Origin of the sequence: Streptomyces misionensis, assembly GCF_900104815.1 — a bacterium.
GTDB lineage: Bacteria > Actinomycetota > Actinomycetes > Streptomycetales > Streptomycetaceae > Streptomyces > Streptomyces misionensis.
The window spans coordinates 5,344,585-5,368,800 of record NZ_FNTD01000004.1 but is presented as its reverse complement, the minus strand read 5'-3'; the positions used below and the strand labels follow the sequence as shown (position 1 = coordinate 5,368,800).

23 protein-coding genes are annotated in these 24,216 nt (G+C 70.0%); 2 read left to right on the top strand and 21 right to left on the bottom strand.

What is annotated here, in order from left to right:
- Positions 1-4: 4 nt before the first annotated feature.
- Together BLW85_RS26230 and BLW85_RS26225 are read left to right on the top strand one after the other, a co-directional pair.
- A complete protein-coding gene (locus tag BLW85_RS26230) occupies positions 5-577 on the top strand; it encodes a cob(I)yrinic acid a,c-diamide adenosyltransferase (RefSeq protein ID WP_070027802.1) in 573 nt (190 codons plus the stop codon).
- Between the two features lie 224 nt (positions 578-801).
- Positions 802-2,643 (top strand): glycoside hydrolase family 18 chitinase, encoded by a 1,842-nt coding sequence (locus BLW85_RS26225; protein ID WP_074993269.1) that lies wholly within the window; start codon positions 802-804, stop codon positions 2,641-2,643.
- 59 nt (positions 2,644-2,702) lie between these two features.
- Here the strand turns inward: BLW85_RS26225 and BLW85_RS26220 are convergent, their stop codons facing one another.
- The 21 genes from BLW85_RS26220 to thrC all read right to left on the bottom strand — a co-directional run bounded on the left by BLW85_RS26220 (position 2,703) and on the right by thrC (position 24,212).
- A complete protein-coding gene (locus BLW85_RS26220; RefSeq protein WP_070027806.1) occupies positions 2,703-3,149 on the bottom strand; it encodes a DUF2550 domain-containing protein in 447 nt (148 codons plus the stop codon).
- A 124-nt stretch (positions 3,150-3,273) separates the two neighbouring features.
- Positions 3,274-3,648 (bottom strand): F0F1 ATP synthase subunit epsilon, encoded by a 375-nt coding sequence (locus BLW85_RS26215; RefSeq protein ID WP_070027808.1) that lies wholly within the window; start codon positions 3,646-3,648, stop codon positions 3,274-3,276.
- A 110-nt stretch (positions 3,649-3,758) separates the two neighbouring features.
- Positions 3,759-5,195 (bottom strand): F0F1 ATP synthase subunit beta, encoded by a 1,437-nt coding sequence (gene atpD, locus BLW85_RS26210; protein WP_070027812.1) that lies wholly within the window; start codon positions 5,193-5,195, stop codon positions 3,759-3,761.
- Positions 5,196-6,113 carry a F0F1 ATP synthase subunit gamma gene (locus BLW85_RS26205; RefSeq protein WP_070027814.1) on the bottom strand — a complete coding sequence of 306 codons (918 nt, stop codon included), beginning with the start codon at positions 6,111-6,113 and terminating at the stop codon, positions 5,196-5,198.
- Positions 6,114-6,134: 21 nt separating this feature from the next.
- On the bottom strand, positions 6,135-7,727 hold the full coding sequence (gene atpA / locus BLW85_RS26200) for a F0F1 ATP synthase subunit alpha (protein ID WP_070027816.1): 1,593 nt from the start codon (positions 7,725-7,727) through the stop codon (positions 6,135-6,137).
- Positions 7,728-7,875: 148 nt separating this feature from the next.
- Entirely contained in the window at positions 7,876-8,691 is an 816-nt protein-coding gene (locus tag BLW85_RS26195) for a F0F1 ATP synthase subunit delta (protein ID WP_070027818.1), read from the bottom strand.
- Positions 8,688-9,233: a F0F1 ATP synthase subunit B gene (locus tag BLW85_RS26190; RefSeq protein WP_070027820.1), complete on the bottom strand. Its 546-nt coding sequence runs from the start codon at positions 9,231-9,233 to the stop codon at positions 8,688-8,690. Before BLW85_RS26190 ends, BLW85_RS26195 begins: the two co-directional genes overlap by 4 nt.
- Before the next feature lie 37 nt (positions 9,234-9,270).
- On the bottom strand, positions 9,271-9,519 hold the full coding sequence (locus BLW85_RS26185) for an ATP synthase subunit c family protein (protein WP_070027822.1): 249 nt from the start codon (positions 9,517-9,519) through the stop codon (positions 9,271-9,273).
- A 72-nt stretch (positions 9,520-9,591) separates the two neighbouring features.
- Positions 9,592-10,428, bottom strand: coding sequence for a F0F1 ATP synthase subunit A (atpB, locus tag BLW85_RS26180; protein WP_070027824.1), 837 nt, complete (start codon positions 10,426-10,428; stop codon positions 9,592-9,594).
- A gap of 210 nt (positions 10,429-10,638) precedes the next feature.
- The gene (locus tag BLW85_RS26175; protein ID WP_070027826.1) at positions 10,639-11,079 is read right to left on the bottom strand and encodes a Cg1360 family ATP-synthase-associated protein; all 441 of its coding nucleotides are present in this window, start codon (positions 11,077-11,079) and stop codon (positions 10,639-10,641) included.
- A gap of 301 nt (positions 11,080-11,380) precedes the next feature.
- Complete coding sequence (locus BLW85_RS26170; protein ID WP_074993267.1) at positions 11,381-12,718, bottom strand: MraY family glycosyltransferase; 1,338 nt, start codon at positions 12,716-12,718, stop codon at positions 11,381-11,383.
- 170 nt (positions 12,719-12,888) lie between these two features.
- Complete coding sequence (locus BLW85_RS26165) at positions 12,889-14,127, bottom strand: serine hydroxymethyltransferase (protein WP_074993265.1); 1,239 nt, start codon at positions 14,125-14,127, stop codon at positions 12,889-12,891.
- Between the two features lie 95 nt (positions 14,128-14,222).
- Entirely contained in the window at positions 14,223-14,900 is a 678-nt protein-coding gene (locus tag BLW85_RS26160; protein ID WP_070027831.1) for an arsenate reductase/protein-tyrosine-phosphatase family protein, read from the bottom strand.
- Positions 14,897-15,544, bottom strand: a complete 648-nt coding sequence (locus BLW85_RS26155; RefSeq protein WP_070027832.1) for an L-threonylcarbamoyladenylate synthase — start codon at positions 15,542-15,544, stop codon at positions 14,897-14,899. Before BLW85_RS26155 ends, BLW85_RS26160 begins: the two co-directional genes overlap by 4 nt.
- Positions 15,545-15,594: 50 nt before the next feature.
- Positions 15,595-16,440 carry a peptide chain release factor N(5)-glutamine methyltransferase gene (prmC, locus tag BLW85_RS26150; protein ID WP_070027833.1) on the bottom strand — a complete coding sequence of 282 codons (846 nt, stop codon included), beginning with the start codon at positions 16,438-16,440 and terminating at the stop codon, positions 15,595-15,597.
- 38 nt (positions 16,441-16,478) lie between these two features.
- Positions 16,479-17,546, bottom strand: coding sequence for a peptide chain release factor 1 (gene prfA / locus BLW85_RS26145; protein ID WP_070027834.1), 1,068 nt, complete (start codon positions 17,544-17,546; stop codon positions 16,479-16,481).
- A gap of 108 nt (positions 17,547-17,654) precedes the next feature.
- The gene (gene rpmE, locus BLW85_RS26140) at positions 17,655-17,876 is read right to left on the bottom strand and encodes a 50S ribosomal protein L31 (RefSeq protein WP_015657814.1); all 222 of its coding nucleotides are present in this window, start codon (positions 17,874-17,876) and stop codon (positions 17,655-17,657) included.
- A gap of 197 nt (positions 17,877-18,073) precedes the next feature.
- The gene (locus BLW85_RS26135) at positions 18,074-19,207 is read right to left on the bottom strand and encodes an LCP family protein (protein ID WP_079172427.1); all 1,134 of its coding nucleotides are present in this window, start codon (positions 19,205-19,207) and stop codon (positions 18,074-18,076) included.
- Positions 19,208-19,552: 345 nt separating this feature from the next.
- On the bottom strand, positions 19,553-21,541 hold the full coding sequence (gene rho / locus BLW85_RS26130) for a transcription termination factor Rho (protein WP_070027838.1): 1,989 nt from the start codon (positions 21,539-21,541) through the stop codon (positions 19,553-19,555).
- Positions 21,542-21,946: 405 nt separating this feature from the next.
- Positions 21,947-22,864 (bottom strand): homoserine kinase, encoded by a 918-nt coding sequence (thrB, locus tag BLW85_RS26125; RefSeq protein ID WP_070027840.1) that lies wholly within the window; start codon positions 22,862-22,864, stop codon positions 21,947-21,949.
- Positions 22,865-23,153: 289 nt separating this feature from the next.
- Positions 23,154-24,212: a threonine synthase gene (gene thrC / locus BLW85_RS26120; protein WP_070027845.1), complete on the bottom strand. Its 1,059-nt coding sequence runs from the start codon at positions 24,210-24,212 to the stop codon at positions 23,154-23,156.
- Between the last annotated feature and the right edge of the window lie 4 nt (positions 24,213-24,216).

Below are 24,216 nucleotides of genomic sequence, written 5' to 3'. Positions count from 1 at the left end.
GCACATGGTCAATCTGACACGTATCTACACCCGGACCGGCGACAAGGGCACCACCAGCCTCGGCGACATGAGCCGGGTGCCCAAGACGGACCTGCGGATCTCCGCCTACGCGGACAGCAACGAGGCCAACGCGGTGATCGGCACCGCGATCGCCCTGGGCGGCCTGGACGAGGAGGTCGTCGCCGTCCTCACCCGCGTGCAGAACGACCTGTTCGACGTGGGCGCGGACCTGTCGACCCCGGTGGCGGAGAACCCGGAGTACCCGCCGCTGCGGGTCGAGCAGTTCTACATCGACCGGCTGGAGGCGGACTGCGACCGCTTCAACGAACGGCTGGAGAAGCTGCGCTCCTTCATCCTGCCCGGCGGCACCCCGGGCGCCGCCCTGCTCCACCAGGCCTGCACCGTCGTGCGCCGCGCCGAGCGCTCCACCTGGGCGGCCCTGGAGGTGCACGGCGACCTCATGAACCCGCTCACCGCCACCTACCTCAACCGCCTCTCCGATCTCCTCTTCATCCTGGCCCGCATCGCCAACAAGGCCACCGGCGACGTGCTGTGGGTGCCGGGCGGGGAGCGCTGACAGGCACGGTCGCGCCCCACGTCAGCCGGTTGCCGGACAGGGCGGAGCAGCGCGGGCACGGCCAAGCGGCCGTGCCCGCGGGCGAGTTGGGGGCCGGGGCGCGCCACGGCCAGATTGGTCCAGACCTATTGACCCGTGGTCCAGACCTTTCTACCCTCGGGGCACCGTGGGCATGAAGGCTCAGTCATGCCCCCTTTCACCCCCACCGACAAGGGAGGCGCAGCGTGCGCTTCAGACACAGAGCCGCGGCAGGACTCGCGACCCTGATACTCCCCCTGGCCGGACTGGTCGGCCTCGCCGGCCCCGCCCCGGCCGCGAGCAACGCCACGGCGGCGAGCGGCGTCACCGCCAGCTTCACCAAGTCCAGCGACTGGGGAACCGGGTTCGGCGGTCAGTGGACCATCAAGAACTCCGGCTCCGCCGGCATCAGTTCCTGGACGATCCAGTGGGACTTCCCCTCCGGCACGTCCGTCACCTCCGCCTGGGACGCCGACGTCACCAACTCCGGCAACCACTGGACGGCGAAGAACAAGTCCTACAACGGCACCCTCGCCCCCGGCGCCTCCGTCAGCTTCGGCTTCAACGGCTCCGGCCCCGGCTCCCCGAGCAACTGCAGCCTCAACGGCGACAGCTGCGACGGCACCTCGGTCCCGGGCGACGCCGCCCCGAGCGCCCCCGGCACCCCGACCGCCTCCGGCATCACCGACACCTCGGTCAAGCTGACCTGGGGCGCGGCCACCGACGACAAGGGCGTCAAGAACTACGACGTGCTGCGCGACGGCAAGGTCGTCGCCACCGTGACCGGCACCTCGTACACCGACACCGGCCTCACCGCCGGCACCGACTACTCCTACTCGGTGCAGGCCCGTGACACCGCCGGCCAGACCGGCCCGGTCAGCGCCGCGGTCGCCGTGCACACCACCGGGGGCGGCGGCACCACTCCCCCGCCGACCAGCGGCAAGATCAAGATGGGGTACTTCACCGACTGGGGCATCTACGGCCGCAACTACAACGTGAAGAACCTGGTGACCTCCGGCTCCGCCGCCAAGATCACCCACATCAACTACGCCTTCGGCAACATCACCGGCGGCAAGTGCGCCATCGGCGACTCCTACGCCGACTACGACAAGGCGTTCACCGCCGACCAGGCCGTCAACGGCGTGGCCGACACCTGGGACCAGCCGCTGCGCGGCAACTTCAACCAGCTGCGCGAGCTGAAGGCCAAGTACCCGAACCTCAAGGTGATCTGGTCCTTCGGCGGCTGGACCTGGTCCGGCGGCTTCGCGGACGCGGCCAAGGACCCGGCGGGCTTCGCCCAGTCCTGCTACGACCTGGTCAACGACCCGCGCTGGGCCGATGTCTTCGACGGCATCGACATCGACTGGGAGTACCCCAACGCCTGCGGTCTGACCTGTGACACCAGCGGTCCCGCGGCCTTCAAGAACGTCGTGGCCGCGCTGCGCGCCAAGTTCGGCAGCGGCAAGCTGGTGACCGCCGCGGTCTCCGCCGACGGCTCCAACGGCGGCAAGATCGACGCCACCGACTACGCGGGCGCCGCCCAGTACCTCGACTGGTACAACGTGATGACGTACGACTTCTTCGGCGCCTGGGACGCGAAGGGCCCCACCGCCCCGCACTCCCCGCTCACCTCGTACAGCGGCATCCCGCAGGCCGGCTTCACCACCGCCGACGCGATCGCCAAGTACAAGGCGGCCGGCGTGCCCGCCGCCAAGCTGCTCATCGGCATCGGCTTCTACGGCCGCGGCTGGACCGGCGTCACCCAGGACGCCCCGGGCGGCACGGCCACGGGCCCGGCGACCGGCACGTACGAGCAGGGCATCGAGGACTACAAGGTGCTCAAGTCGTCCTGCCCGGTCACCGGCACCATCGCGGGCACCGCGTACGCCCACTGCGGCAGCAACTGGTGGTCGTACGACACCCCCTCGACCATCGCCGGGAAGATGAGCTGGGCCAAGACCCAGGGCCTGGGCGGCGCGTTCTTCTGGGAGTTCAGCGGTGACACCAGCGACGGCGAGCTGGTGAACGCCATCAGCAGCAACCTCTGAGCCGGACGGCTCCGCACGACATCGCCCCTCTCCCGGCGTCCGGGAGAGGGGCGACGCGGTTACGCCACGTTCACCCGCTGGCCGGGCGGCGCCGCCTCCAGCCACGCGAGGAATCCGGTCAGCGCGTCCTCGCTCATCGCGAGTTCGAGGCGCGTGCCCCGGTGCGTACAGGCGAGGACCACCGCGTCGGACAGCAGCGCCAGCTCCTCCTCGCCCTCCGGCAGCCGGCGCCCGGCCACCTCGATCAGGGCGCGTTCCAGCACCCGGCGGGGGCGCACGGCGTAGGAGAAGACCCGGTACCACTCGATCCGGTCACCGTTGTAGCGGGCGACGCCGTAACTCCACCCTTTGCCGCCGGCATCCGGTTTGTCGGCCACGTCCCAGCGCAGCGAACAGTCGAAGGTCCCGCCCGAACGCTGGATCAGCCGGCGCCGCAGGCCGAACAGGAACAGCCCCAGCACCACGAGCGCGACCACGATCCCGCACACAGTCAGAGCGAGGACCATCGGCACCGACCTCCTCGTCTCCTAGGTAACGGAACGGAAAAAACACCCGGATCTGCCTCAGCCGCGGCCAGGACCCTGAGGTCCCAGCCGCGGCTGAGGTTACGTCATCACACGGTGCGCGGTGTCAGCGCGCCGTCGCCGCACGAAGCCGGACGTCCGCGCGGCGCTCGGCGGCGGCATCGCCCTCCGCCTTCGCGCGTTCGAGCTCCCGCTCGGTGCGCTGGACATCGATCTCGTCCGACAGCTCGGCGACCTCGGCCAGCAGCGACAGCTTGTTGTCCGCGAACGAGACGAAACCGCCGTGCACCGCGGCGACGACCGTGCCGCCGTCACTCGTACGGATGGTCACCGGGCCCGACTCCAGCACACCGAGCAGCGGCTGGTGACCGGGCATGACGCCGATGTCGCCGGAGGTGGTGCGCGCGACGACCAGGGTGGCCTCGCCGGACCAGACCTGGCGGTCCGCGGCGACCAGCTCGACGTGCAGCTCAGCAGCCAAGGGTGGCTCCTCGGGTCACCACCCGGCAGGGGCGCCGGGTGTTGGGGTCAATTCTAGTGGGCGTTGCTGAGGGGGCGGGACGCGCCCGCCCCCTCACACGAGCACGGGGCTCAGGAGACGCCCAGCTCCTTGGCGTTGGCCTTGAGGTCCTCAAGACCACCGCACATGAAGAACGCCTGCTCCGGGAAGTGGTCGTACTCGCCGTCGCAGATCGCGTTGAACGCGGCGATCGACTCGTCCAGCGGCACGTCCGAACCGTCCACGCCGGTGAACTGCTTGGCGACGTGGGTGTTCTGGGACAGGAAGCGCTCCACGCGACGGGCACGGTGGACGACGAGCTTGTCCTCCTCGCCGAGCTCGTCGATACCGAGGATCGCGATGATGTCCTGGAGGTCCTTGTACTTCTGCAGGATGTTCTTCACGCGCATGGCCGCGTTGTAGTGGTCCGCGGAGATGTAGCGCGGGTCCAGGATCCGGGACGTGGAGTCCAGCGGGTCCACGGCCGGGTAGATGCCCTTCTCGGAGATCGGACGGGAGAGAACCGTCGTCGCGTCGAGGTGGGCGAAGGTGGTCGCCGGGGCCGGGTCGGTCAGGTCGTCGGCGGGGACGTAGATCGCCTGCATCGAGGTGATCGAGTGACCGCGGGTCGAGGTGATGCGCTCCTGGAGGAGGCCCATCTCGTCGGCCAGGTTCGGCTGGTAACCCACCGCGGACGGCATGCGGCCGAGCAGGGTGGAGACCTCGGAACCGGCCTGCGTGAAGCGGAAGATGTTGTCGATGAAGAACAGCACGTCCTGCTTCTGGACGTCACGGAAGTACTCGGCCATGGTGAGGCCGGCCAGCGCGACGCGCAGACGGGTGCCCGGGGGCTCGTCCATCTGACCGAAGACCAGCGCGGTCTTGTCGATGACGCCCGAGTCGGTCATCTCCTCGATGAGGTCGTTGCCCTCACGGGTGCGCTCACCGACACCGGCGAACACGGAGACACCGTCGTGGTTGTTGGCGACACGGTAGATCATCTCCTGGATGAGCACCGTCTTGCCGACGCCGGCGCCGCCGAACAGGCCGATCTTGCCGCCCTTGACGTACGGGGTGAGCAGGTCGATGACCTTGACGCCCGTCTCGAACATCTCGGTCTTCGACTCGAGCTCGTCGAAGTTCGGGGCCTTGCGGTGGATCGGCCAGCGCTCGCCGTCGTACTGCTCGTCGACGTTCAGCACCTCACCGAGGGTGTTGAACACCTTGCCCTTGGTGAAGTCGCCGACCGGCACCGAGATCGGCGCGCCGGTGTCGACGACCGGGGCCTGGCGGACCAGGCCGTCGGTGGGCTGCATGGAGATGGTGCGGACCAGACCGTCACCCAGGTGCTGGGCGACCTCCAGGGTCAGCGTCTTCTTCTCGCCGGCGTTGGCCGGGTCGGCCACCTCGACGTGCAGCGCCTGGTAGATGTCCGGCATCGCGTCGACGGGGAACTCCACGTCGACGACCGGGCCGATGACCCGGGCGACGCGGCCCGTAGCCGTCGCGGTCTCAACAGTGGTGGTCATTTATCGGTCACTCCCCGCGGTCGCGTCGGCCAGGGCGCTCGCGCCACCGACGATCTCGCTGATTTCCTGGGTGATTTCGGCCTGGCGGGCCGCGTTGGCAAGGCGGGACAGCGTGTTGATCAGCTCGCCCGCGTTGTCGGTGGCCGACTTCATCGCGCGCCGCGTGGCGGCGTGCTTGGAGGCGGCCGACTGGAGCAGCGCGTTGTAGATACGGCTCTCGACGTAGCGCGGCAGGAGGGCGTCGAGGACGTCCTCCGCCGAGGGCTCGAAGTCGTAGAGCGGGAGGATCTCGCCCTCGTGCTTCGTCTCCTCGGCGACCTCTTCGAGGCGCAGCGGCAGCAGCCGTGCGTCCAGCGCGGTCTGCGTCATCATCGAGACGAACTCGGTGAAGACGATGTGGAGTTCGTCCACGCCGCCCTCGGCCGTGTCCTTCTCGATGGCCTCGATCAGGGGCGCCGCCACCTTCTTGGCGTCCGCGTACGACGGCTCGTCGGTGAAGCCCGTCCACGACTCCGCGACCTTGCGCTCACGGAAGTTGTAGTGGGCGACACCGCGCCGGCCGACGATGTACGTGTCGACCTGCTTGCCCTCGCGCTCCAGGCGCGCGGTCAGCTGCTCCGCGGCCTTGATGGCGTTGGAGTTGAAGGCGCCGGCCAGACCGCGGTCGCTCGTGAGGAGCAGGACCGCGGCACGGGTCGGGGTCTCGGCCTCCGTGGTGAGCGGGTGCTTGGTGTTCGACCCCGTACCGACCGCCGTGACCGCGCGCGTCAGCTCGGTCGCGTACGGCGTGGAGGCCGCCACCTTGCGCTGTGCCTTGACGACACGCGAGGCGGCGATCATCTCCATCGCCTTGGTGATCTTCTTGGTCGCGCTGACGGATCGGATGCGACGCTTGTAGACCCGGAGCTGGGCTCCCATGAGTCAGGTCCCTTCCTTACGTCACTTGGCGGCAGCGGCAGGAGTGTCCTCGCCGAGCAGCTTGCCGTCCGAGGTCTCGAACTGCTTCTTGAACTCGGCCACCGCGTCGTCGATCGCCTGGATCGTGTCGTCCGACATCTTCGCGCCCTCCTTGATGGAGGTCATCAGGCCCTGGTGCTTCCGGTGCAGGAAGTCGATCAGTTCCTTCTCGAAGCGGCGGATGTCGGCGACCGGCACGTCGTCCATACGGCCGTTGGTACCGGCCCACACGGAGACGACCTGGTCCTCGGTGGCCATCGGCTGGTACTGGTCCTGCTTCAGCAGCTCGACCATGCGCTGACCGCGCTCCAGCTGGGCCTTGGAGGCCGCGTCCAGGTCGGAACCGAAGGCGGCGAACGCCTCCAGCTCACGGAACTGGGCGAGGTCCACACGGAGGCGGCCGGAGACCTGGCGCATCGCCTTGTGCTGGGCGGAGCCACCGACTCGGGAGACCGAGATACCGACGTTCAGCGCGGGACGCTGACCGGCGTTGAACAGGTCCGACTCCAGGAAGCACTGGCCGTCGGTGATGGAGATGACGTTGGTCGGGATGAACGCCGAGACGTCGTTGGCCTTCGTCTCGACGATCGGCAGACCGGTCATCGAACCGGCACCCATCTCGTCGGAGAGCTTCGCGCAGCGCTCCAGGAGGCGGGAGTGCAGGTAGAAGACGTCACCCGGGTAGGCCTCGCGGCCCGGCGGGCGGCGCAGCAGCAGGGACACGGCGCGGTAGGCGTCGGCCTGCTTGGACAGGTCGTCGAAGATGATGAGGACGTGCTTGCCCTCGTACATCCACTGCTGGCCGATGGCCGAACCGGTGTACGGCGCCAGGTACTTGAAGCCGGCCGGGTCGGACGCCGGGGCGGCGACGATGGTCGTGTACTCCAGCGCGCCGTTCTCCTCCAGCGCGCGGCGCACGCCGGCGATGGTGGAACCCTTCTGGCCGATGGCGACGTAGATGCAGCGGACCTGCTTCTTCGGGTCGCCGGTGCGCCAGTTGTCGCGCTGGTTGATGATGGTGTCGACGGCCAGGGCGGTCTTGCCGGTCTGGCGGTCACCGATGATCAGCTGGCGCTGACCACGGCCGATCGGGGTCATCGCGTCGACGGCCTTGTAGCCGGTCTCCATCGGCTCGTGCACCGACTTGCGCTGCATGACCGTGGGGGCCTGCAGCTCCAGGGCGCGGCGGCCGGACGTCTCGATCTCGCCGAGGCCGTCGATCGGGTTGCCGAGCGGGTCGACAACACGGCCGAGGTAGCCCTCGCCGACCGCGACGGAGAGCACCTCGCCGGTACGCGTGACCGGCTGACCCTCCTCGACACCGCTGAACTCGCCGAGGACGATGGCACCGATCTCGCGCTCCTCGAGGTTGAGGGCGAGGCCGAGGGTGCCGTCCTCGAACTTCAGCAGTTCGTTGGCCATGGCCGAGGGAAGACCCTCGATCTTCGCGATGCCGTCGCCGGCAAGGGTGACCGTACCGACCTCCTCGCGCGAGGCCGCGTCCGGCTTGTACGACTGGACGAAGTTCTCCAGCGCGTCCCGGATCTCCTCCGGCCGGATCGTGAGCTCCGCCATCTGGGTTCCCTGCTCTCCTTGTTGGGCCCGAAGTTTCACTTTGGGGGGATGGGGACTCCCCCCAACAGGAGGTGAATCCTCTGCACGGCCCAACCAGGGCCGTAAGTACGTACTGCTTTTCTCGGTCTGTCGACTTGCTGCTGCGTGGCTAGCTCGCCATGCGGCGGGCGGCCTCGTCCAGGCGGTCCGCGAGCGAACCGTTGATGACCTCGTCACCGACCTGCACGCGCATTCCGCCGACGACGTCGGGGTCCACGTCCAGGTTGAGGTGCATGCGGCGGCCGTAGAGCTTGCCTAGGGCGGCGCCGAGGCGCTGCTTCTGGGTGTCGCTCAGCGGTACCGCGGAGGTGACGACGGCGACCACGCGGTCCCGGCGCTCGGCGGCCAGCTTGGACAGGGACTCCAGTCCCGCTTCCAGGCTACGACCACGCGGCGCGGTCACGAGGCGCACGACCAGTCGCTCGGTGGCGGGCTTGGCCCGTCCGCCGAGCAGCCGGTGCAGCAGCTCGGTCTTGGCCCGGCCGTCCGCGGAGCGGTCGGTCAGGGCGGCGCGCAGCTCGGTGCTGGAGGAGACGATCCGGCCGAACCGGAACAGCTCGTCCTCGACCTCGTCGAGGGTGCCGCGCTTCTCCGCGGCGGTGAGGTCGGCGATGTCCGCCAGCTCTTCCAGTGCGTCCACCAGGTCGCGGGGCTGCGACCAGCGGGCGCGGGCCATGCCGGCCACCAGGTCGGCGGCGGTACCGCTGACCTGGGCGCCGAGCAGGCGCTGGACCAGTTCCGCCTTGGCCTCTCCGGACTGCGCCGGGTCGGTGACAACCCGGCGCAGGCCGGCCTCGCGGTCGAGCAGCGCGGTGACGGCCGCCAGCTCGTCGGCGAGCGTGACCGCGTCCACGGACGTGGAGTCCGTGAGCGTGTCAAGGCGCTCCCGTGCGGCTGCCAGGGCCTCGCGGCTCGCTCCGTTCATCGCGCGGCCTCGGCCTTCTCCTCAAGCTCGTCGAGGAAGCGGTCGATCACACGGCTCTGGCGGGCGTGGTCCTCCAGGGACTCGCCGACGAGCTTGCCGGCCAGGTCGGTGGCGAGCTTGCCGACGTCCTGGCGCAGCGCGGACGCGGCGGCCTTGCGGTCGGCCTCGATCTGGGCGTGACCGGCGGCGACGATCTCCTCACGCTGCCGCTGGCCCTCGGCCCGCATCTCGGCGATGAGGGCGGCACCCTGCTCCTGCGCCTCCTGGCGCAGCCGCGCGGCCTCGTGCCGAGCCTCGGCGAGCTGCGCCTTGTACTGCTCAAGGACGCTCTGGGCCTCGGTCTGCGCAGCCTCGGCCTTTTCGATACCGCCCTCGATGGCCTCGCGGCGCTCTTCCAGAACCTTGTTGATGTTCGGGAGGAGCTTCTTGGCGAGGAAGCCGAAGACGATGACGAAAGCGATCAGGCCGATGACGAGCTCTGGGATCGGCGGAAGGAGGGGGTTCTCGGCCTCCTCAGCCGCCAGCTGAACCAGGGGGCTCATATCAGTGCCTTTCGTCTATTGGTGCGAGGCGGTCGGGTCAGGAGGTCGGGTAGACGAACGGCATGACCAGACCGATCAGGGCGAGCGCCTCACAGAAGGCGAAGCCGAGGATCTGGTTGGCGCGGATCAGACCGGCCGCCTCGGGCTGGCGGGCGAGGGCCTGCGTACCGTTACCGAAGATGATGCCGACGCCGACGCCCGGGCCGATGGCGGCGAGGCCGTAACCGATGGAGCCGAGGTTGCCCTTGATCTGGACGCCGGCGGCAAGGGTTTCGAGAGCGGACATGCCGGTTCTTCCTTCTCTTTCAAAGACCGGTGGGGGTTGGCCACCGGATGTCTGGGTGGGTGGTCGGGAGGCTCAGTGGTGCTCGGCGAGCGCGCCCTGGATGTAGCTGCAGGTCAGCAGTACGAAGACGTACGCCTGGACAGCCTGGATGAAGAGCTCGAAGGCCGTCATGACGATGACCATCACGAACGAGACGGCGGAGTAGGCGATGCCGATGCCGTTGAGCATGTACCAGCTGGCGATCGTGAAGAGCAGCAGCAGGGTGTGGCCGGCGAACATGTTCGCGAACAGTCGGACGGCGTGGGTGAACGGCCGCACGAGCAGGTTCGAGAAGAACTCGATGGTCATCGACAGCGGGAGGACCGGGCCGAGCGTCTTGTCGTAGCCGGTGAAGTTCTTGAACGCGCCGACGAAGCCGTGTCGCTTGAACGTCAGCGAGACCCAGAGGATGTAGACGACCAGGGCCAGCCCCGCGGGGTAGGCGATGATCGCCGTCACCGGGAACTGGGCGACCGGGATGATCGACCAGAGGTTCATCATCCAGACGAAGAAGAACAGCGAGACGACCAGGGGGACGTACTTCTCGCCCTCCTTCTTGCCGATCGTCTCGAAGACGACGCCGCGGCGCACGAAGTCGTAACCGGCTTCGGCCACCAGCTGGAGCTTGCCCGGGACGATCTTCGGCTTGGCGAAGGCGGCCCAGAAGAAGCCCACGATGATGATGGAACCGAGGAGCGCCAGCAGCATCGTCTTGTTGAAGTACAAGTTGCTGTCCGCGTCGCCGAAGAGCGGCTTGAACAGGAACGAGTGCAGGCCCGGAGCCGGGAAGCCGCACCCGTCGAACAGGTGACAGCTCGTGTCGAAAGCGAGCGTCTGCGACGGATCAGCACTCACCGCGGGCTCCTTCATCGTGGCGCATAGGTACGGCAACCTCGTTGTGTCGGCGCGGCGTGCAACCGCGGGTCGGCACGGGACTGGTGTTACGGATGTGGGGGCGGCTGGGGGGCATCTCGCCTCGCGATCGAACAGGCGTCAGCCGAGATGCCCGCGCCCGCGATGCCGCAGTTGGCACCGGACGATAGCAGCATGTCTCCTGCGCCTTTATCCCGGCCCTACCTCTCACGACGAGCGCCCTGTCTTCTCGGACTTTCCGCCCGGGGACGAGGCGTCGGGATCGACGTAGAGGGTCTTGGCCTTCATGTGCGCACGCGTCTGGGCGGCGATCCACGCGAGGGTGGCGACCACAAGCGTGATGGCGAAGGCACGCGGGTTGAAGAGCGTGGTGTTCTTGAACAGGGCGACGAAGATGACCAGCAGCAGCAGCTGAGCCGCGTAGAGCATCAGCCCCATCATCTGGAACAGCTGCGGAAATGACTTGGCGGTGCGCTGGAGCACGTAGAGACCGAGCCCCATGAAGAGGATCACGACCACCGTGGCGACGACGGCCCCGATCGCACCCTTGCCACCCGCGACCACACCGCTGACGACGGCGGCGAGCGCGCCGACGGCAGCCGTGGGCACGGCGGCCTGGGCAAGGATCCGGGCGTCAGAAGACGGCATGGCGGCAACTCCGCTTTCACAGGGGGCAGGTGTCGTCATGGACGAGCGTAGTCCCGGGCTGAGTGATCGAGACCTCACACCAATGGACCGTCGCACTACGGTCCTTCGGCTCTATCCGGGGTTCTCGTGAACCGTATCACAAACTATTTGATGAGGTCTTTACCTGGTAGGTGTGCTTACTCTCACACATGAGAGTGACCCTGCACTTCTGCGCAAAAACCGAGACCCTTTGTCTGGTATTAGGGGCTTTCGCTCCCCCACGACTTGGCAATGCTCTCGTCAGATTCTTACCTTGAGCGTCTCAGGAACGATCGAGAAAACGCCCGTGGGTGCCGATAGCGGTCGCTCCGTTGACGCCGGCCACACCGGCCGTGACCGGGGCCCGCTCGTCGCTCCCCGGTGCCTCGCCGGCCCCGTCCGCGGCGTCCTCCGCGGCCGCCGCGGACGCCTCCGCTTCCGCGTCGGTGACCGCGCGGCGGCGGTACCGGGGCGGCACGAAGCGCTGCGCCCACACCGGCACGCGCGGCGTGAAGCGCGGCAGCAGCAGGAGCACCAGGCCCACCGCGCTGAGGAACACCACACCCAGCACGATCCACATCGACGCGGAGTTCACCGAGTACGCCAGCGCCCCGAAGGCGATCAGCGCCGACCAGAAGTACATGATCAGCACCGCGCGGCTGTGCGAGTGGCCGATCTCCAGCAGCCGGTGGTGCAGGTGCCCGCGGTCCGCGGCGAACGGCGACTGGCCCCGCCAGGTGCGGCGCACGATCGCCAGCACCAGGTCGGCGGCGGGCACGGCGATGATCGTCAGCGGCATCAGCAGCGGGATGTAGACCGGCACCATCTGGTGGACGGTCTCGCGCTCCGAACCGGAGAACAGGTTCATCACGTCCGGGTCCACCTGACCCGTGATCGAGATGGCGCCGGCCGCCAGCACCAGGCCGATCAGCATCGACCCCGAGTCGCCCATGAAGATCCGCGCCGGATGCATGTTGTGCGGCAGGAAGCCCAGGCACATGCCCATCAGGATGGCCGCGAACAGCGTGGCGGGGGCGGCGGCCTCGATGCCGTAGGAGACCCAGACGCGGTAGGCGTACAGGAAGAACGCCGCCGCCGCGATGCACACCATGCCGGCCGCGAGACCGTCCAGGCCGTCCACGAAGTTCACCGCGTTGATGGTGATGACCACGAGCGCGACGGTCAGCAGCGTGCCCTGCCACTGGGTCAGCGCCACGTTGCCGACGCCGGGGATGGGCAGCCACAGGATCGTCAGACCCTGCATGACCATGACGCCGGCGGCGATCATCTGGCCGCCGAGCTTGATCAGGGCGTCGATCTCGAACTTGTCGTCCAGGACGCCGATCAGCCAGATCAGCGCGGCGCCGGAAAGCAGCGCCCGGGGCTCGTTGGACTTCTCGAAGACCCAGTTCAGGCTGGACAGGTGGTCGGCCGCCAGCAGGCCCGCGCACAGTCCGAAGAACATCGCGATCCCGCCGAGGCGCGGAGTGGGTTCCCGGTGCACGTCCCGCGCCCGGATCTCCGGCATCGCCCCCGCCACGATCGCGAACTTCCGTACCGGTCCGGTCAGCAGGTACGTCACCGCGGCCGTGATGCAGAGCGTCAGCAGGTATTCACGCACGGGCTTCCCCACAGGTCTCGCTGGCCATCACAGCCCCACAGCCTAGCGGCGGGTGTATATGGATGGGGACTGACGGGTAGCCAGGATGGTTGCACACCTCGCCGTGCCCGCCGCCGTGCCGGTGCCGTGTCCTGGTTCGCGCCTGCCCCCGACGGGCGCGATTGCCCCGGTCAGCCGGGATACGGCGGAAACGCGCCGGTCAGCTCGCGCACCCGGGCCCGCGCCCCGGCGGGATCCGCCCGGCCGCGCACCACCGCGGCCGCCAGCTCCGCGATCAGCGCCATCTCCGCCTCTCCCATGCCCTGGGTGGTCACCGCGGCCGTGCCCAGGCGCAGGCCCCGGCCGTCACCGTGCGGCAGCGCGCAGCAGTCCAGCACGATCCCGGCGGCGGCGAGCCGGCCGCGGGCGGTACGGCCGTCCGTGCCGAGCGGCGCCGGGTCGACGGTGAGCAGATGGGTGTCCGTGCCGCCCGTGGTGACGGCGAAGCCCTCGGCGGCCAGCCGGGCGGCCAGCGCCCGCGCGTTCACGACCACCTGGCGGGCGTACGCGGCGAACGCCGGGGTGACCGCCTCGCCGAACGCGACGGCCTTGGCGGCGATGGTGTGCATCTGCGCCCCGCCCTGCGTGAACGGGAACACCGCCCGGTCCACGCGCTCGGCCAGCTCGCTCCCGCACAGGATCATGCCGCCGCGCGGGCCGCGCAGCACCTTGTGGGTGGTCGCGCACACCAGGTCCGCGTACGGCACCGGGCTCGGCGCCGCGCCGCCGGCGACCAGGCCGATCGGATGCGCGGCGTCCGCGATCAGATAGGCGCCGACCTCGTCGGCGACCTCGCGGAAGAAGGCGTAGTCGATGTGGCGCGGATAGGCGATCGACCCGCACACGATCGCCTTCGGCCGGTGGTTGCGTGCCAGATGGCGCACCTGGTCGTGGTCGATCAGCCCGGTCTCGGCGTCGACGCCGTACGCGACGAAGTCGAACCAGCGGCCGGAGAAGTTGGCCGGCGAGCCATGGGTGAGGTGACCGCCGTACGGCAGTCCGAGGGCCAGCACGGTGTCGCCGGGGCGCAGCAGCGCCGCGTACGCCGCGAGGACGGCCGAGGAGCCCGAGTGCGCCTGCACATTGGCGTGCCGGGCGCCGAACAGCGCCTTGGCCCGCTCCACGGCGAGCCGCTCGGCCATGTCCACGAGTTCGCAGCCGCCGTGGTGCCGGGCGCCCGGGTATCCCTCGGCGTACTTGTTCGCGAGCGGCGAGCCGAGCGCGGCGAGCACCGCAGGCGAGGTGAAGTTCTCGGCGGCGATCAGCTGCAACGCCGTCGACTGCCGTCGCAGCTCCCCCGCGAGGATCTCGGCCAGCTCCGGGTCCTGTGCCCGCAGCACATCGGCCTCGTACGGGATGGTGACCGACATGACGGACTCCGGGCGGTCGGGGGCGACGTATCCCCAATGTAGGCCGGGGACGTGCCCGGCGCCCGACAGGACGGACGGCCCGCCGCCCCCTGTCGCTACATGTGCGCGGGCACGCCCGTCAGCGCGGTCACCACCGGGTCCAGCGCGTCCCGTATCTCGTCCCCGATGGAGCGGAAGAACGTCAGGGGCGCGCCGTAGGGGTCGTAGACCTCGTCCGCCTCCGCGGTGGGCGCCAGCAGCCAGCCGCGCAGGGCGGCCGCCGCGCGGACCAGGGCGCGGGCGCGCATGACGAGGCCGTCCTCCAGGGGCGGCAGCGTCGCCGGGTCGATCGCCCGGACCAGCCGGGTGAACTCCTTGAGGGTGAACGTGCGCAGGCCCGCGGAGTGCCCCATCGAGATCACCTGGGCGCGGTGGTCGCGGGTCGCGGTCAGCACCAGGTCGGCGCAGATGACGTGCTCGTCCAGCAGCTCCCGCCCGGTGAAGCCGGAGGCGTCCGCGCCGAACTCGGCCAGCACGGTCTCCGCGTTGGCCTCCATGGGCGCGCCCTCGTGGCCCCAGGTGCCCGCGCTCTCCACGATCAGCCCGCCGCCGAGTACGCCGAGCCGCTCGGCGACGAAATGCCGGGTCAGCCGCTCGGTGATGGGCGAGCGGCACACGTTGCCGGTGCTGACGTGGAGGATGCGGAAGGTGTCACGCGGAAAACCGAAGGTGGTCGTCTGCTCCGCGACGCTCTCCCCGATGCCTATGCCACGCCCCGCTTCAGGGGCCGTCAATTCGCCACCTCAAGGTCGGGTACGACCTTGCGCAGCTCGTCCGCCGAGAGAGCGCCCTCGCGCAGCAGCACCGGCACGTCGCGGGAGACGTCGACGATGGACGAGGGCACGTTGGCCGGGGTGGGCCCGCCGTCGAGGTAGACGGAGACGGAGTCGCCGAGCATGCCCTGGGCCTCGTCGCAGTTCTCCGGCGCCGGGTGGCCGGTGAGGTTGGCGGAGGAGACCGCCATCGGGCCGACCTCGGTGAGCAGTTCGATGGCGACCGGGTGCAACGGCATCCGCACCGCGACCGTGCCCCGGGTGTCGCCGAGGTCCCACTGGAGGGACGGCTGGTGCTTGGCGACCAGCGTCAGGGCGCCCGGCCAGAACGCGTCCACCAGGTCCCAGGCCTGCTCGGAGAAGTTGGTGACGAGGCCGTGCAGGGTGTTGGGGGAGCCGATGAGCACCGGGGTGGGCATGGTGCGGCCCCGGCCCTTGGCGGCGAGCAGATCGCCGACGGCCTCGGAGGAGAACGCGTCGGCGCCGATGCCGTAGACCGTGTCGGTCGGCAGCACCACCAGTTCGCCACGGCGGACGGCCGACGCGGCCTCGCGCAGACCCGTCACGCGGTCGGTCGCGTCGTTGGTGTCGTATCGCCGTGCCATCTAGCGGGCCTCCTCGTACGGGTACTGCGGAAATGAAGACGTCGGGCTGCTCACGGCAGCGCCTTGCGGGCGGTGGCGAACCTCGGCCGGTTGTTGAGGTCGGGGTGGTCCGCCGCGTCGGCCCAGCCCCGCTCCTCGGTGAAGATCCACGGCACCTGGCCGCCCTGGGTGTCGGCGTGCTCGATGACGACGACCCCGCCGGGGCGCAGCAGCCGGTGCGCGGTGCGTTCGATGCCGCGGATCAGGTCGAGGCCGTCCTCGCCCGAGAACAACGCCAGCTCCGGGTCGTAGTCGCGGGCCTCCGGGGCGACGTACTCCCATTCGGTGAGCGGGATGTACGGCGGGTTGGAGATGACCAGGTCGACCTGGCCGTCGAGGTCCGGGAACGCGGTCAGGGCGTCGCCCTGGCGCAGGTCCACCCTGGACCCCTGCACGTTCTTGCGGGTCCAGCGCAGCGCGTCCTCCGACAGCTCCACGGCGTGCACCCGGGAGCGCGGCACCTCCTGGGCGAGGGCGAGCGCGATGGCGCCGGAGCCGGTGCACAGGTCGACGATGCACGGCTCGACGACGTCCATGGCGCGCACGGCGTCTATGGCCCAGCCGACCACCGACTCGGTCTCCGGCCGGGGGACGAAGACGCCCGGCCCGACCTGGAGCTCCAGATAGCGGAAGTAGGCCCGCCCGGTGATGTGCTGGAGCGGCTCGCGCTGCTCACGCCGGGCGATGACCTCCCAGTACCGGGCGTCGAAGTCCGCATCCTTCACGGAGTGCAGTTCGCCGCGCTTGACGCCGTGCACGAACGCGGCGAGCTCCTCCGCGTCGTTGCGCGGCGAGGGCACGCCGGCGTCGGCCAGCCGCTGGGTGGCCTGGGCCACCTCTGCAAGCAGCAGGTTCACGCAAGTCCTCCGGAAGTCTGCAAGTCCTCGTGGTTGCCTTACGCGGCGGCGAGCTTCGCCGCGGAGTCGGCGTCGACGCAGGCCTGGATCACCGCGTCCAGGTCGCCGTCCAGGACCTGGTCCAGGTTGTACGCCTTGAAGCCGACGCGGTGGTCGGAGATGCGGTTCTCCGGGAAGTTGTACGTGCGGATCTTCTCGGAGCGGTCGACGGTGCGGACCTGGCTGCGGCGGGCGTCCGCGGCCTCCCGCTCGGCCTCCTCCTGGGCCGCGGCGAGCAGCCTGGAGCGCAGGATGCGCAGGGCCTGCTCCTTGTTCTGGAGCTGGCTCTTCTCGTTCTGGCAGGAGGCGACGACACCGGTCGGCAGGTGGGTGATGCGCACCGCGGAGTCCGTGGTGTTGACCGACTGGCCGCCGGGACCGGAGGAGCGGTAGACGTCGATGCGGAGGTCGTTGGGGTTGATCTCCACGTCCACCTCCTCGGCCTCGGGGGTGACGAGGACACCGGCGGCGGAGGTGTGGATACGGCCCTGCGACTCGGTGGCCGGCACCCGCTGCACCCGGTGCACGCCGCCCTCGTACTTCAGCCGCGCCCACACGCCCTGGCCGGGCTCGGTCTGCCCGCGGGTCTTCACCGCGACCTGGACGTCCTTGTAGCCGCCCAGCTCGGACTCGGTGGCGTCGATGATCTCGGTCTTCCAGCCGACGCGCTCGGCGTAGCGCAGGTACATGCGCAGCAGGTCGCCGGCGAACAGCGCCGACTCGTCGCCGCCCGCGCCCGCCTTGATCTCCAGGATGACGTCCTTGTCGTCACTCGGGTCGCGCGGCACCAGCAGCAGGCGCAGTTTCTCGGTCAGCTCCTCGCGCTGCTGCTCCAGCTCCTTGACCTCGGCGGCGAAGTCGGGGTCGTCGGCGGCCAGCTCGCGCGCGGTTTCGATGTCGTCGCCGGTCTGCTTCCAGGAGCGGTACGTGGCGACGATCGGGGTCAGCTCGGCGTAGCGCTTGTTCAGCTTGCGCGCGTTCGCCTGATCGGCGTGGACCGACGGGTCGGCGAGCTTCTTCTCCAGATCGGCGTGCTCGGCGACGAGTTCCTCGACGGCCTCGAACATCTTGCGGCTCCTGTACTGCGGGGAAGGGAAGGGGCGGGCGACCAAAAACGCCGGTCCCGGACGCACGCCTCGCGGACGTGCGGCCGTGGACCGGCGGTCTGGGGCTCGCTACTTCTTGGAGCCGGCAGCCTTGCCGAAGCGGGCCTCGAAGCGGGCCACACGGCCACCGGTGTCGAGGATCTTCTGCTTGCCCGTGTAGAACGGGTGGCACTCGGAGCAGACCTCGGCCCGGATGGTGCCGGACTCGATGGTGCTACGGGTGGTGAACGACGCGCCACAGGTGCAGCTGACCTGCGTCTCGACGTACTCGGGGTGGATGTCGCGCTTCAAGGTGTCTCCTAGATATCGGGAGGGCACCGGGTCGCCGCCGCGGGCTGCGGGGACGTGAACCGGGGCCGACGTACCAGTCTGCCAGGACTGGGGCCATCCCCCAAAACCGAGGCCCCGCGCGATCTATTCCGCGGGCCCCCGAAGGGGATCCCCGGCCCTGCCCGGCCCGTTCCCCGGCCCCTTCCTCGCCCCGTTCCTCAGGAGGACACCACGCCGTTCGCCTGGCCCGTCGCGGTGCCCTCGGTGGCCGACCGCGGGATCGGACGGTCAGCGCGCAGGGCGTCCCAGACCAGCCGGGCCTTGGACTTCTCCAGCAGCACGCGGTTGGGGTTGGCCGGGTCGTACCGGACGGGCATGGTGACCATCGTCATGTGCTTGGTGCTGACGCCCTTGAGGCCGTTGGCGAACTCGATGAGGGAGTTGACCGAGCCGAGGTCGGAGTCGGTGGTGACGGACTTGGTGGCGGTGTCGGCGAGGTCGTACAGCTTCTTGGGGTCGCTGAACACGCCGACGTTCTTGACCTGGCCGATGAGCGCCTTGACGAAGGCCTGCTGGAGCTGGATGCGGCCGAGGTCGGAGCCGTCGCCGACGCCGTGCCGGGTGCGGACCAGGCCGAGGGCCTGCTGTCCGTTCAGGGTGTGGGTGCCGGCCCGGAGGTCCAGGTGGCTCTGCGGGTCGTCGATGGCCCGGGTGGTGGTGACCGGGACGCCGCCGAGGTCGTCTATGAGTCTCTGGAAGCCCGCGAAGTCGACCTCGAGGTAGTGGTCCATGCGGATGCCGGTGAGCGACTCCACGGTCTTGACCGCGCAGGCCGCGCCGCCGGCGGAGTACGCCTCGTTGAACATCACGTCGGTCGCGGCCGGGTGCGCGGTGCCCTTGGTGTCGGTGCACTCGGGGCGGTCCACGAGGGTGTCCCGGGGTATGGAGACCACGCTGGCCTCCTTGTGGCCCGCGTAGACGTGCACGATCATCGCGGTGTCGGAGCGGGCGCTTCCGTCGTCCGCGCCGCCGCCGAGCTTCCTGTTGCCGCCGGCGCGCGTGTCCGAGCCCAGGACCAGGATGTTCTCGGAGCCGTTGTCGACCTTCTTGGGCCGGTCGCCGCCGAGCATCTGGTTGATGTCCACGCTGTGCAGGTTGCCGTTGAGCTTGAAGTACACGTAACCGGCTCCGGCACCGCCGAGCACCACCACGCCCGCGGCCACCCAGGCCGTCGCCAGCAGGGTCTTGCGGCCGGCGCTGCGCGGCTTGCGGCGCCGCCCCTTGCCCCCTCGGCCGGGCCCCTTGGCGCTCGGCTGGTTCATCGCGGGATCCGGCATGCTCTCGGCGGACACGGCACTCCTAGGTCTCGTCGATCGGTTACCCCCTGCTGTCAGGGACAGGCGCGGTCATCACCGCTCCATCGTCCCTCCGTGCACTGGGACGGAGAAACTCGGGACAGCGTTGCACAACGCACGGTGCCCACCGCGTGCGGCGATGGGCACCGTGTGTAGTCGAACGCGCCGGACGTACGGCGCTCACCTGCGCTTTCGACACCAGTTGTCATATGTGCCGGAACCGGCACGGAGCGTGCCCCTTGTGGCAAAGATCTCTCGCCGGGGCCTTCCCGCCCGGTACGGCGAAGAGGCCGCCCCCCGTCCGCGGGGGACGGGGAACGGCCTCTTCGGGCAGTGCGCGGATCAGTCGCCGTTGCCGGGGGCCGGCGTGGTCTTCTGGATCTGCATCAGGAACTCGACGTTCGACTTGGTCTGCTTCATCTTGTCCAGCAGCAGCTCGATCGCCTGCTGCTGGTCCAGCGCGTGCAGCACCCGGCGCAGCTTCCAGACGATGCCCAGCTCCTCGGCGCCCAGCAGGATCTCTTCCTTGCGGGTGCCGGACGCGTCCACGTCCACCGCCGGGAAGATGCGCTTGTCGGCGAGCTTCCGGTCGAGCTTGAGCTCCATGTTGCCGGTGCCCTTGAACTCCTCGAAGATCACCTCGTCCATGCGGGAGCCGGTGTCCACGAGCGCGGTCGCGAGGATGGTCAGCGAACCGCCGTCCTCGATGTTGCGCGCGGCGCCGAAGAACCGCTTCGGCGGGTAGAGCGCGGTCGAGTCGACACCACCGGACAGGATGCGGCCGGAGGCCGGGGCGGCGAGGTTGTAGGCGCGGCCCAGACGGGTGATGGAGTCGAGCAGCACCACCACGTCGTGACCCAGCTCCACCAGACGCTTGGCGCGCTCGATGGCCAGCTCGGCGACCGTGGTGTGGTCCTCGGCCGGACGGTCGAAGGTCGAGGAGATGACCTCGCCCTTGACCGACCGCTGCATGTCGGTGACCTCTTCCGGACGCTCGTCGACGAGGACGACCATCAGGTGGCACTCGGGGTTGTTGTGCGTGATCGCGTTGGCGATCGCCTGCATGATCATGGTCTTGCCGGTCTTCGGCGGGGCCACGATCAGACCGCGCTGGCCCTTGCCGATGGGCGAGACGAGGTCGATGATGCGGGTCGTCAGCACGCCCGGGTCCGTCTCCAGGCGGAGGCGGTCCTGCGGGTACAGCGGCGTGAGCTTGTTGAACTCCGGGCGGCCGCGGCCGTGTTCGGGCGCCATGCCGTTGACGGAGTCGAGGCGCACGAGGGCGTTGAACTTCTCGCGGCGCTCGCCCTCCTTCGGCTGGCGGACCGCACCGGTGATGTGGTCGCCCTTGCGCAGGCCGTTCTTGCGGACCTGGGCGAGGGAGACGTACACGTCGTTCGGGCCCGGCAGGTAGCCGGAGGTCCGGATGAAGGCGTAGTTGTCGAGGATGTCCAGGATGCCCGCGACGGGGATCAGGACGTCGTCCTCGGCGACCTGCGGCTCGGCGATCTCGTCGCGCCCACGGCGGCCACGGCGGTCGCGGTAGCGGCCGCGACGGCCACGGCGGCCGCCCTCGAAGTCGTCGTCGTCCTGCCGGTCCTGGCGGTCCTGGCGGTCCTGGCGGCCGCCCTGCTGGCCCTGCTGGCGCTGCTGGCCGCCCTGCTGGTCGTCGCCCTTGCCGCGGCGGTCGCGGTCGCGGCCGCGCTCACGGCGGTCGCGGCGGCCGCGGCCCTCGCCGTCACCGGCGTCGTTCTTGGCGGCATCGCCCTGCTGCTGCGGCTGCTGGGCGGGCGCCTCGGACTTGGTCTCGGTCTTCGCCTCGGCGGCCGCGGGCTCCGCGGCGGGGCTGCCGGCCTCGGCGGTGGCACGGCGGCGACGGCGCTCGGTCGGCGCGTCGTCCCCCTCGCCCGCGCGGGCGGTGCCCCCGGCCGGCTGGCCCGGGATCTCGATCTGCTGCTGGGCGGCCTTCTCGGCCGGCTTCTCGGACTTGGCCGCCTTCTGCTCGCCGTCCGCGGCGTTCTCGCCGGTACGGGCCTTGGAGGTGGCCCGGCGCTTCGGCTTGGTCTCGGCGGCGGCCTCGGCCTTCGGGGCACTGCCCTGGGCCTGCGCCTCCTTGATGACCTCGATCAGCTGGCTCTTGCGCATCCGCGCGGTGCCCCTGATGCCGAGGCCCGAGGCGACCTGTTGCAGCTCGGCCAGCACCATGCCCTCAAGGCCGGTACCCCGGCGCCGCCGGGAGCCGGCACCGGCGGCAGGCGCGGAGGCGTCCGTGGCGGGCGCGGCAGCGGTCTCCTCGACACGTGCGCCCATCAGATCGGTGGTGTCGCTCACGAAGGGTCCTTCCCTGGAGCGGACGTCGGCCTGTCTGGCTCGGCGACCGGTTGTGCTGTCCGGCTACGGTCCTGTCTTCGGTGAACCGTGCCGGGGCGGTGGTCCGCCAACGCGGCGGAAGAAAAATGTGCGATGACGGCGCTTCCGCGAGCCGTGACACCTGGTGTCACGTGGCGTGGAAGCACCGGTTCCGGAGCATGCCCGGCGGCCCGCTCAGTGCTCGCATCCGACGTACTGCCCAGGTACGGCGCACGGAACACGGAGTGGCGTGGGAGGCTCCCGGAAGAATGTCTGTCCCGGACGGGGACACGTGGCACCTCGCCATGGTGAGGTCGGGTGCAGACTTGAGATTAACACTACCGGATCCAACAAACATTCCCCCTCTCCAAATCCGGCAACCGTGTGTCAGGGCGCAAGCGGCAGCACGCTCGCTCCCCGCATGTCGAGGTCCAGCCGGTTGGCGGCCCAGCCCTCCCCCGCGAGGTGGGAGACCTTGTCGGCGGTGCCGGCGTCGGTGAGCGCCATGACGGTGGGCCCGGCGCCGGAGATGACGGCCGGGATGCCGTCCGCCCGCAGCCGCTCCACCAGCGCCGCGCTCTCCGGCATGGCCGGGGCGCGGTACTCCTGGTGCAGACGGTCCTCGGTGGCGGGCAGCAGCAGTTCGGGGCGCCGGGTGAGGGCCTCCACGAGCAGGGCGGCCCGGCCCGCGTTGGCGGCGGCGTCGACGTGCGGGACGGTGCGCGGCAGCAGTCCCCGGGCGGTCTCGGTCAGGACCGGCTTCCCGGGCACGAAAACCACCGGAACGATGGAATCGCTGGGGTCCATCCTGATCGCCCGGGCCGCGCCGGACTCCATCCAGGACAGGGTGAACCCGCCGAGCAGACAGGCGGCCACGTTGTCGGGATGGCCCTCGATCTCGGTGGCCAGTTCCAGCAGGGCCGCGTCGTCCAGACGGGCCTCGCCGCCTATCGTCACGGCGCGGGCGGCCACGATGCCGGCGCAGATGGCGGCGGAGGAGGAGCCGAGGCCCCGGCCGTGCGGGATGCGGTTGGCGCAGACGATCTCCAGCCCCCGGGGCTGGCCGCCCAGCAGGTCGAAGGCGGTGCGCAGGGCGCGGACGAGGAGGTGACGCTCGTCGCGGGGCAGGGTCTCGCTGCCCTCGCCCGCGATGTCGATGTGCAGCCCGGAGTCGGCCACCCGGACGACGACGTCGTCGTACAGCCCCAGCGCGAGGCCCAGGGCGTCGAAGCCGGGACCGAGGTTGGCGCTGGTGGCGGGGGTGCGCACCCGGACGGCGGCGGCACGGAAGGCTGGACCGGCCATCGCTCGAAGACTCTCCTTGAGCTGCGTGACTGTCAAAGACATTCGATACGTACGGAAGACCCTCGGCCGCTCAGACGGCGCGGCGTTGCCCCTATGCGCAGTGCATATGCAACAAGTGGGTTCGGTACAGGGTATCGAAGGAAGGTTCAGTAGCGACATAGGGCGCACAGGAGGCGCACGATGCGTGTCGCAAGCCCCCTGTGCACCCGGTCAGGACCGCGTCGGGACCTGACCGGGCACACCGGGATCTGCGGGGCCCGGCGAGGAGGTCCCCCGTGGCCCCGGTGCCTCAGGCCAGCCCGAGGCGCTCGGCCGCGGTGGCCGCGTCGACCGGCACGGTGACCGGCTGCGGCGCACCGGCCACGGCCCAGTCGGGGTCCTTCAGTCCGTTGCCGGTGACGGTGCACACGATGCGCTGGCCCGGGTCCACCTTGCCCTGCTCGGCGGCCTTGAGCAGACCCGCGACCGAGGCGGCGGAGGCGGGCTCCACGAAGACGCCCTCCTGCGCGGCCAACAGCCGGTAGGCGCGCAGGATCTCACGGTCCGTCACCTCGTCGATGGCACCGCCGGACTCGTCCCGCGCCGCCAGGGCGTACTGCCAGGAGGCCGGGTTGCCGATCCGGATGGCGGTGGCGATGGTCGAGGGGTCCTTGACCACCTCGCCGCGCACGATCGGGGCGCTGCCGGACGCCTGGAACCCCCACATGCGGGGCGTCCGGGTGGCGGTCTTGTCGGCGGCGTACTCCTTGTAGCCCTTCCAGTAGGCCGTGATGTTGCCCGCGTTGCCGACCGGCAGGACGTGGATGTCGGGCGCGTCGCCGAGCATGTCCACGATCTCGAAGGCGGCCGTCTTCTGGCCCTCGATCCGCACCGGATTGACCGAATTGACCAGCGCCACCGGGTAGTTCTCGCTCAGCGAGCGGGCCAGCGTGAGGCAGTCGTCGAAGTTGCCGTCGACCTGGAGGATCTTCGCGCCGTGCACCAGGGCCTGGCCCATCTTGCCGAGCGCGATCTTGCCCTGCGGCACCAGCACGGCGGAGACCATGCCGGCCCGCACGGCGTAGGCCGCGGCGGAGGCGGAGGTGTTGCCGGTGGAGGCGCAGATGACGGCCTTGGCCCCCTCCTCCTTCGCCTTGGAGATGGCCATCGTCATGCCGCGGTCCTTGAAGGACCCGGTCGGGTTCGCGCCCTCGACCTTGAGGTGGACCTCGCAGCCCGTGCGCTCGGAGAGCACCTGCGCGGGCACGAGGGGCGTGCCGCCCTCACGGAGCGTCACGACCGGCGTGGTGTCGGAAACCGGCAGCCGGTCCCGGTACTCCTCGATGATTCCGCGCCACTGGTGGGTCATTGCT

Coding starts and splice junctions, on each gene's coding strand:
- BLW85_RS26175 (WP_070027826.1), bottom strand. CDS start 11,079: ATGCCGTCTTCTGACGCCCGGATCCTTGCCCAGGCCGCCGTGCCCACG.
- BLW85_RS26165 (WP_074993265.1), bottom strand. CDS start 14,127: ATGTCGGTCACCATCCCGTACGAGGCCGATGTGCTGCGGGCACAGGAC.
- BLW85_RS26190 (WP_070027820.1), bottom strand. CDS start 9,233: ATGAGCCCCCTGGTTCAGCTGGCGGCTGAGGAGGCCGAGAACCCCCTC.
- BLW85_RS26230 (WP_070027802.1), top strand. CDS start 5: ATGGTCAATCTGACACGTATCTACACCCGGACCGGCGACAAGGGCACC.
- BLW85_RS26220 (WP_070027806.1), bottom strand. CDS start 3,149: ATGGTCCTCGCTCTGACTGTGTGCGGGATCGTGGTCGCGCTCGTGGTG.
- BLW85_RS26185 (WP_070027822.1), bottom strand. CDS start 9,519: ATGTCCGCTCTCGAAACCCTTGCCGCCGGCGTCCAGATCAAGGGCAAC.
- atpA (WP_070027816.1), bottom strand. CDS start 7,727: ATGGCGGAGCTCACGATCCGGCCGGAGGAGATCCGGGACGCGCTGGAG.
- atpB (WP_070027824.1), bottom strand. CDS start 10,428: ATGAAGGAGCCCGCGGTGAGTGCTGATCCGTCGCAGACGCTCGCTTTC.
- thrB (WP_070027840.1), bottom strand. CDS start 22,864: ATGGCCGGTCCAGCCTTCCGTGCCGCCGCCGTCCGGGTGCGCACCCCC.
- prfA (WP_070027834.1), bottom strand. CDS start 17,546: ATGTTCGAGGCCGTCGAGGAACTCGTCGCCGAGCACGCCGATCTGGAG.
- BLW85_RS26195 (WP_070027818.1), bottom strand. CDS start 8,691: ATGAACGGAGCGAGCCGCGAGGCCCTGGCAGCCGCACGGGAGCGCCTT.
- BLW85_RS26155 (WP_070027832.1), bottom strand. CDS start 15,544: ATGGCACGGCGATACGACACCAACGACGCGACCGACCGCGTGACGGGT.
- atpD (WP_070027812.1), bottom strand. CDS start 5,195: ATGACCACCACTGTTGAGACCGCGACGGCTACGGGCCGCGTCGCCCGG.
- BLW85_RS26205 (WP_070027814.1), bottom strand. CDS start 6,113: ATGGGAGCCCAGCTCCGGGTCTACAAGCGTCGCATCCGATCCGTCAGC.
- thrC (WP_070027845.1), bottom strand. CDS start 24,212: ATGACCCACCAGTGGCGCGGAATCATCGAGGAGTACCGGGACCGGCTG.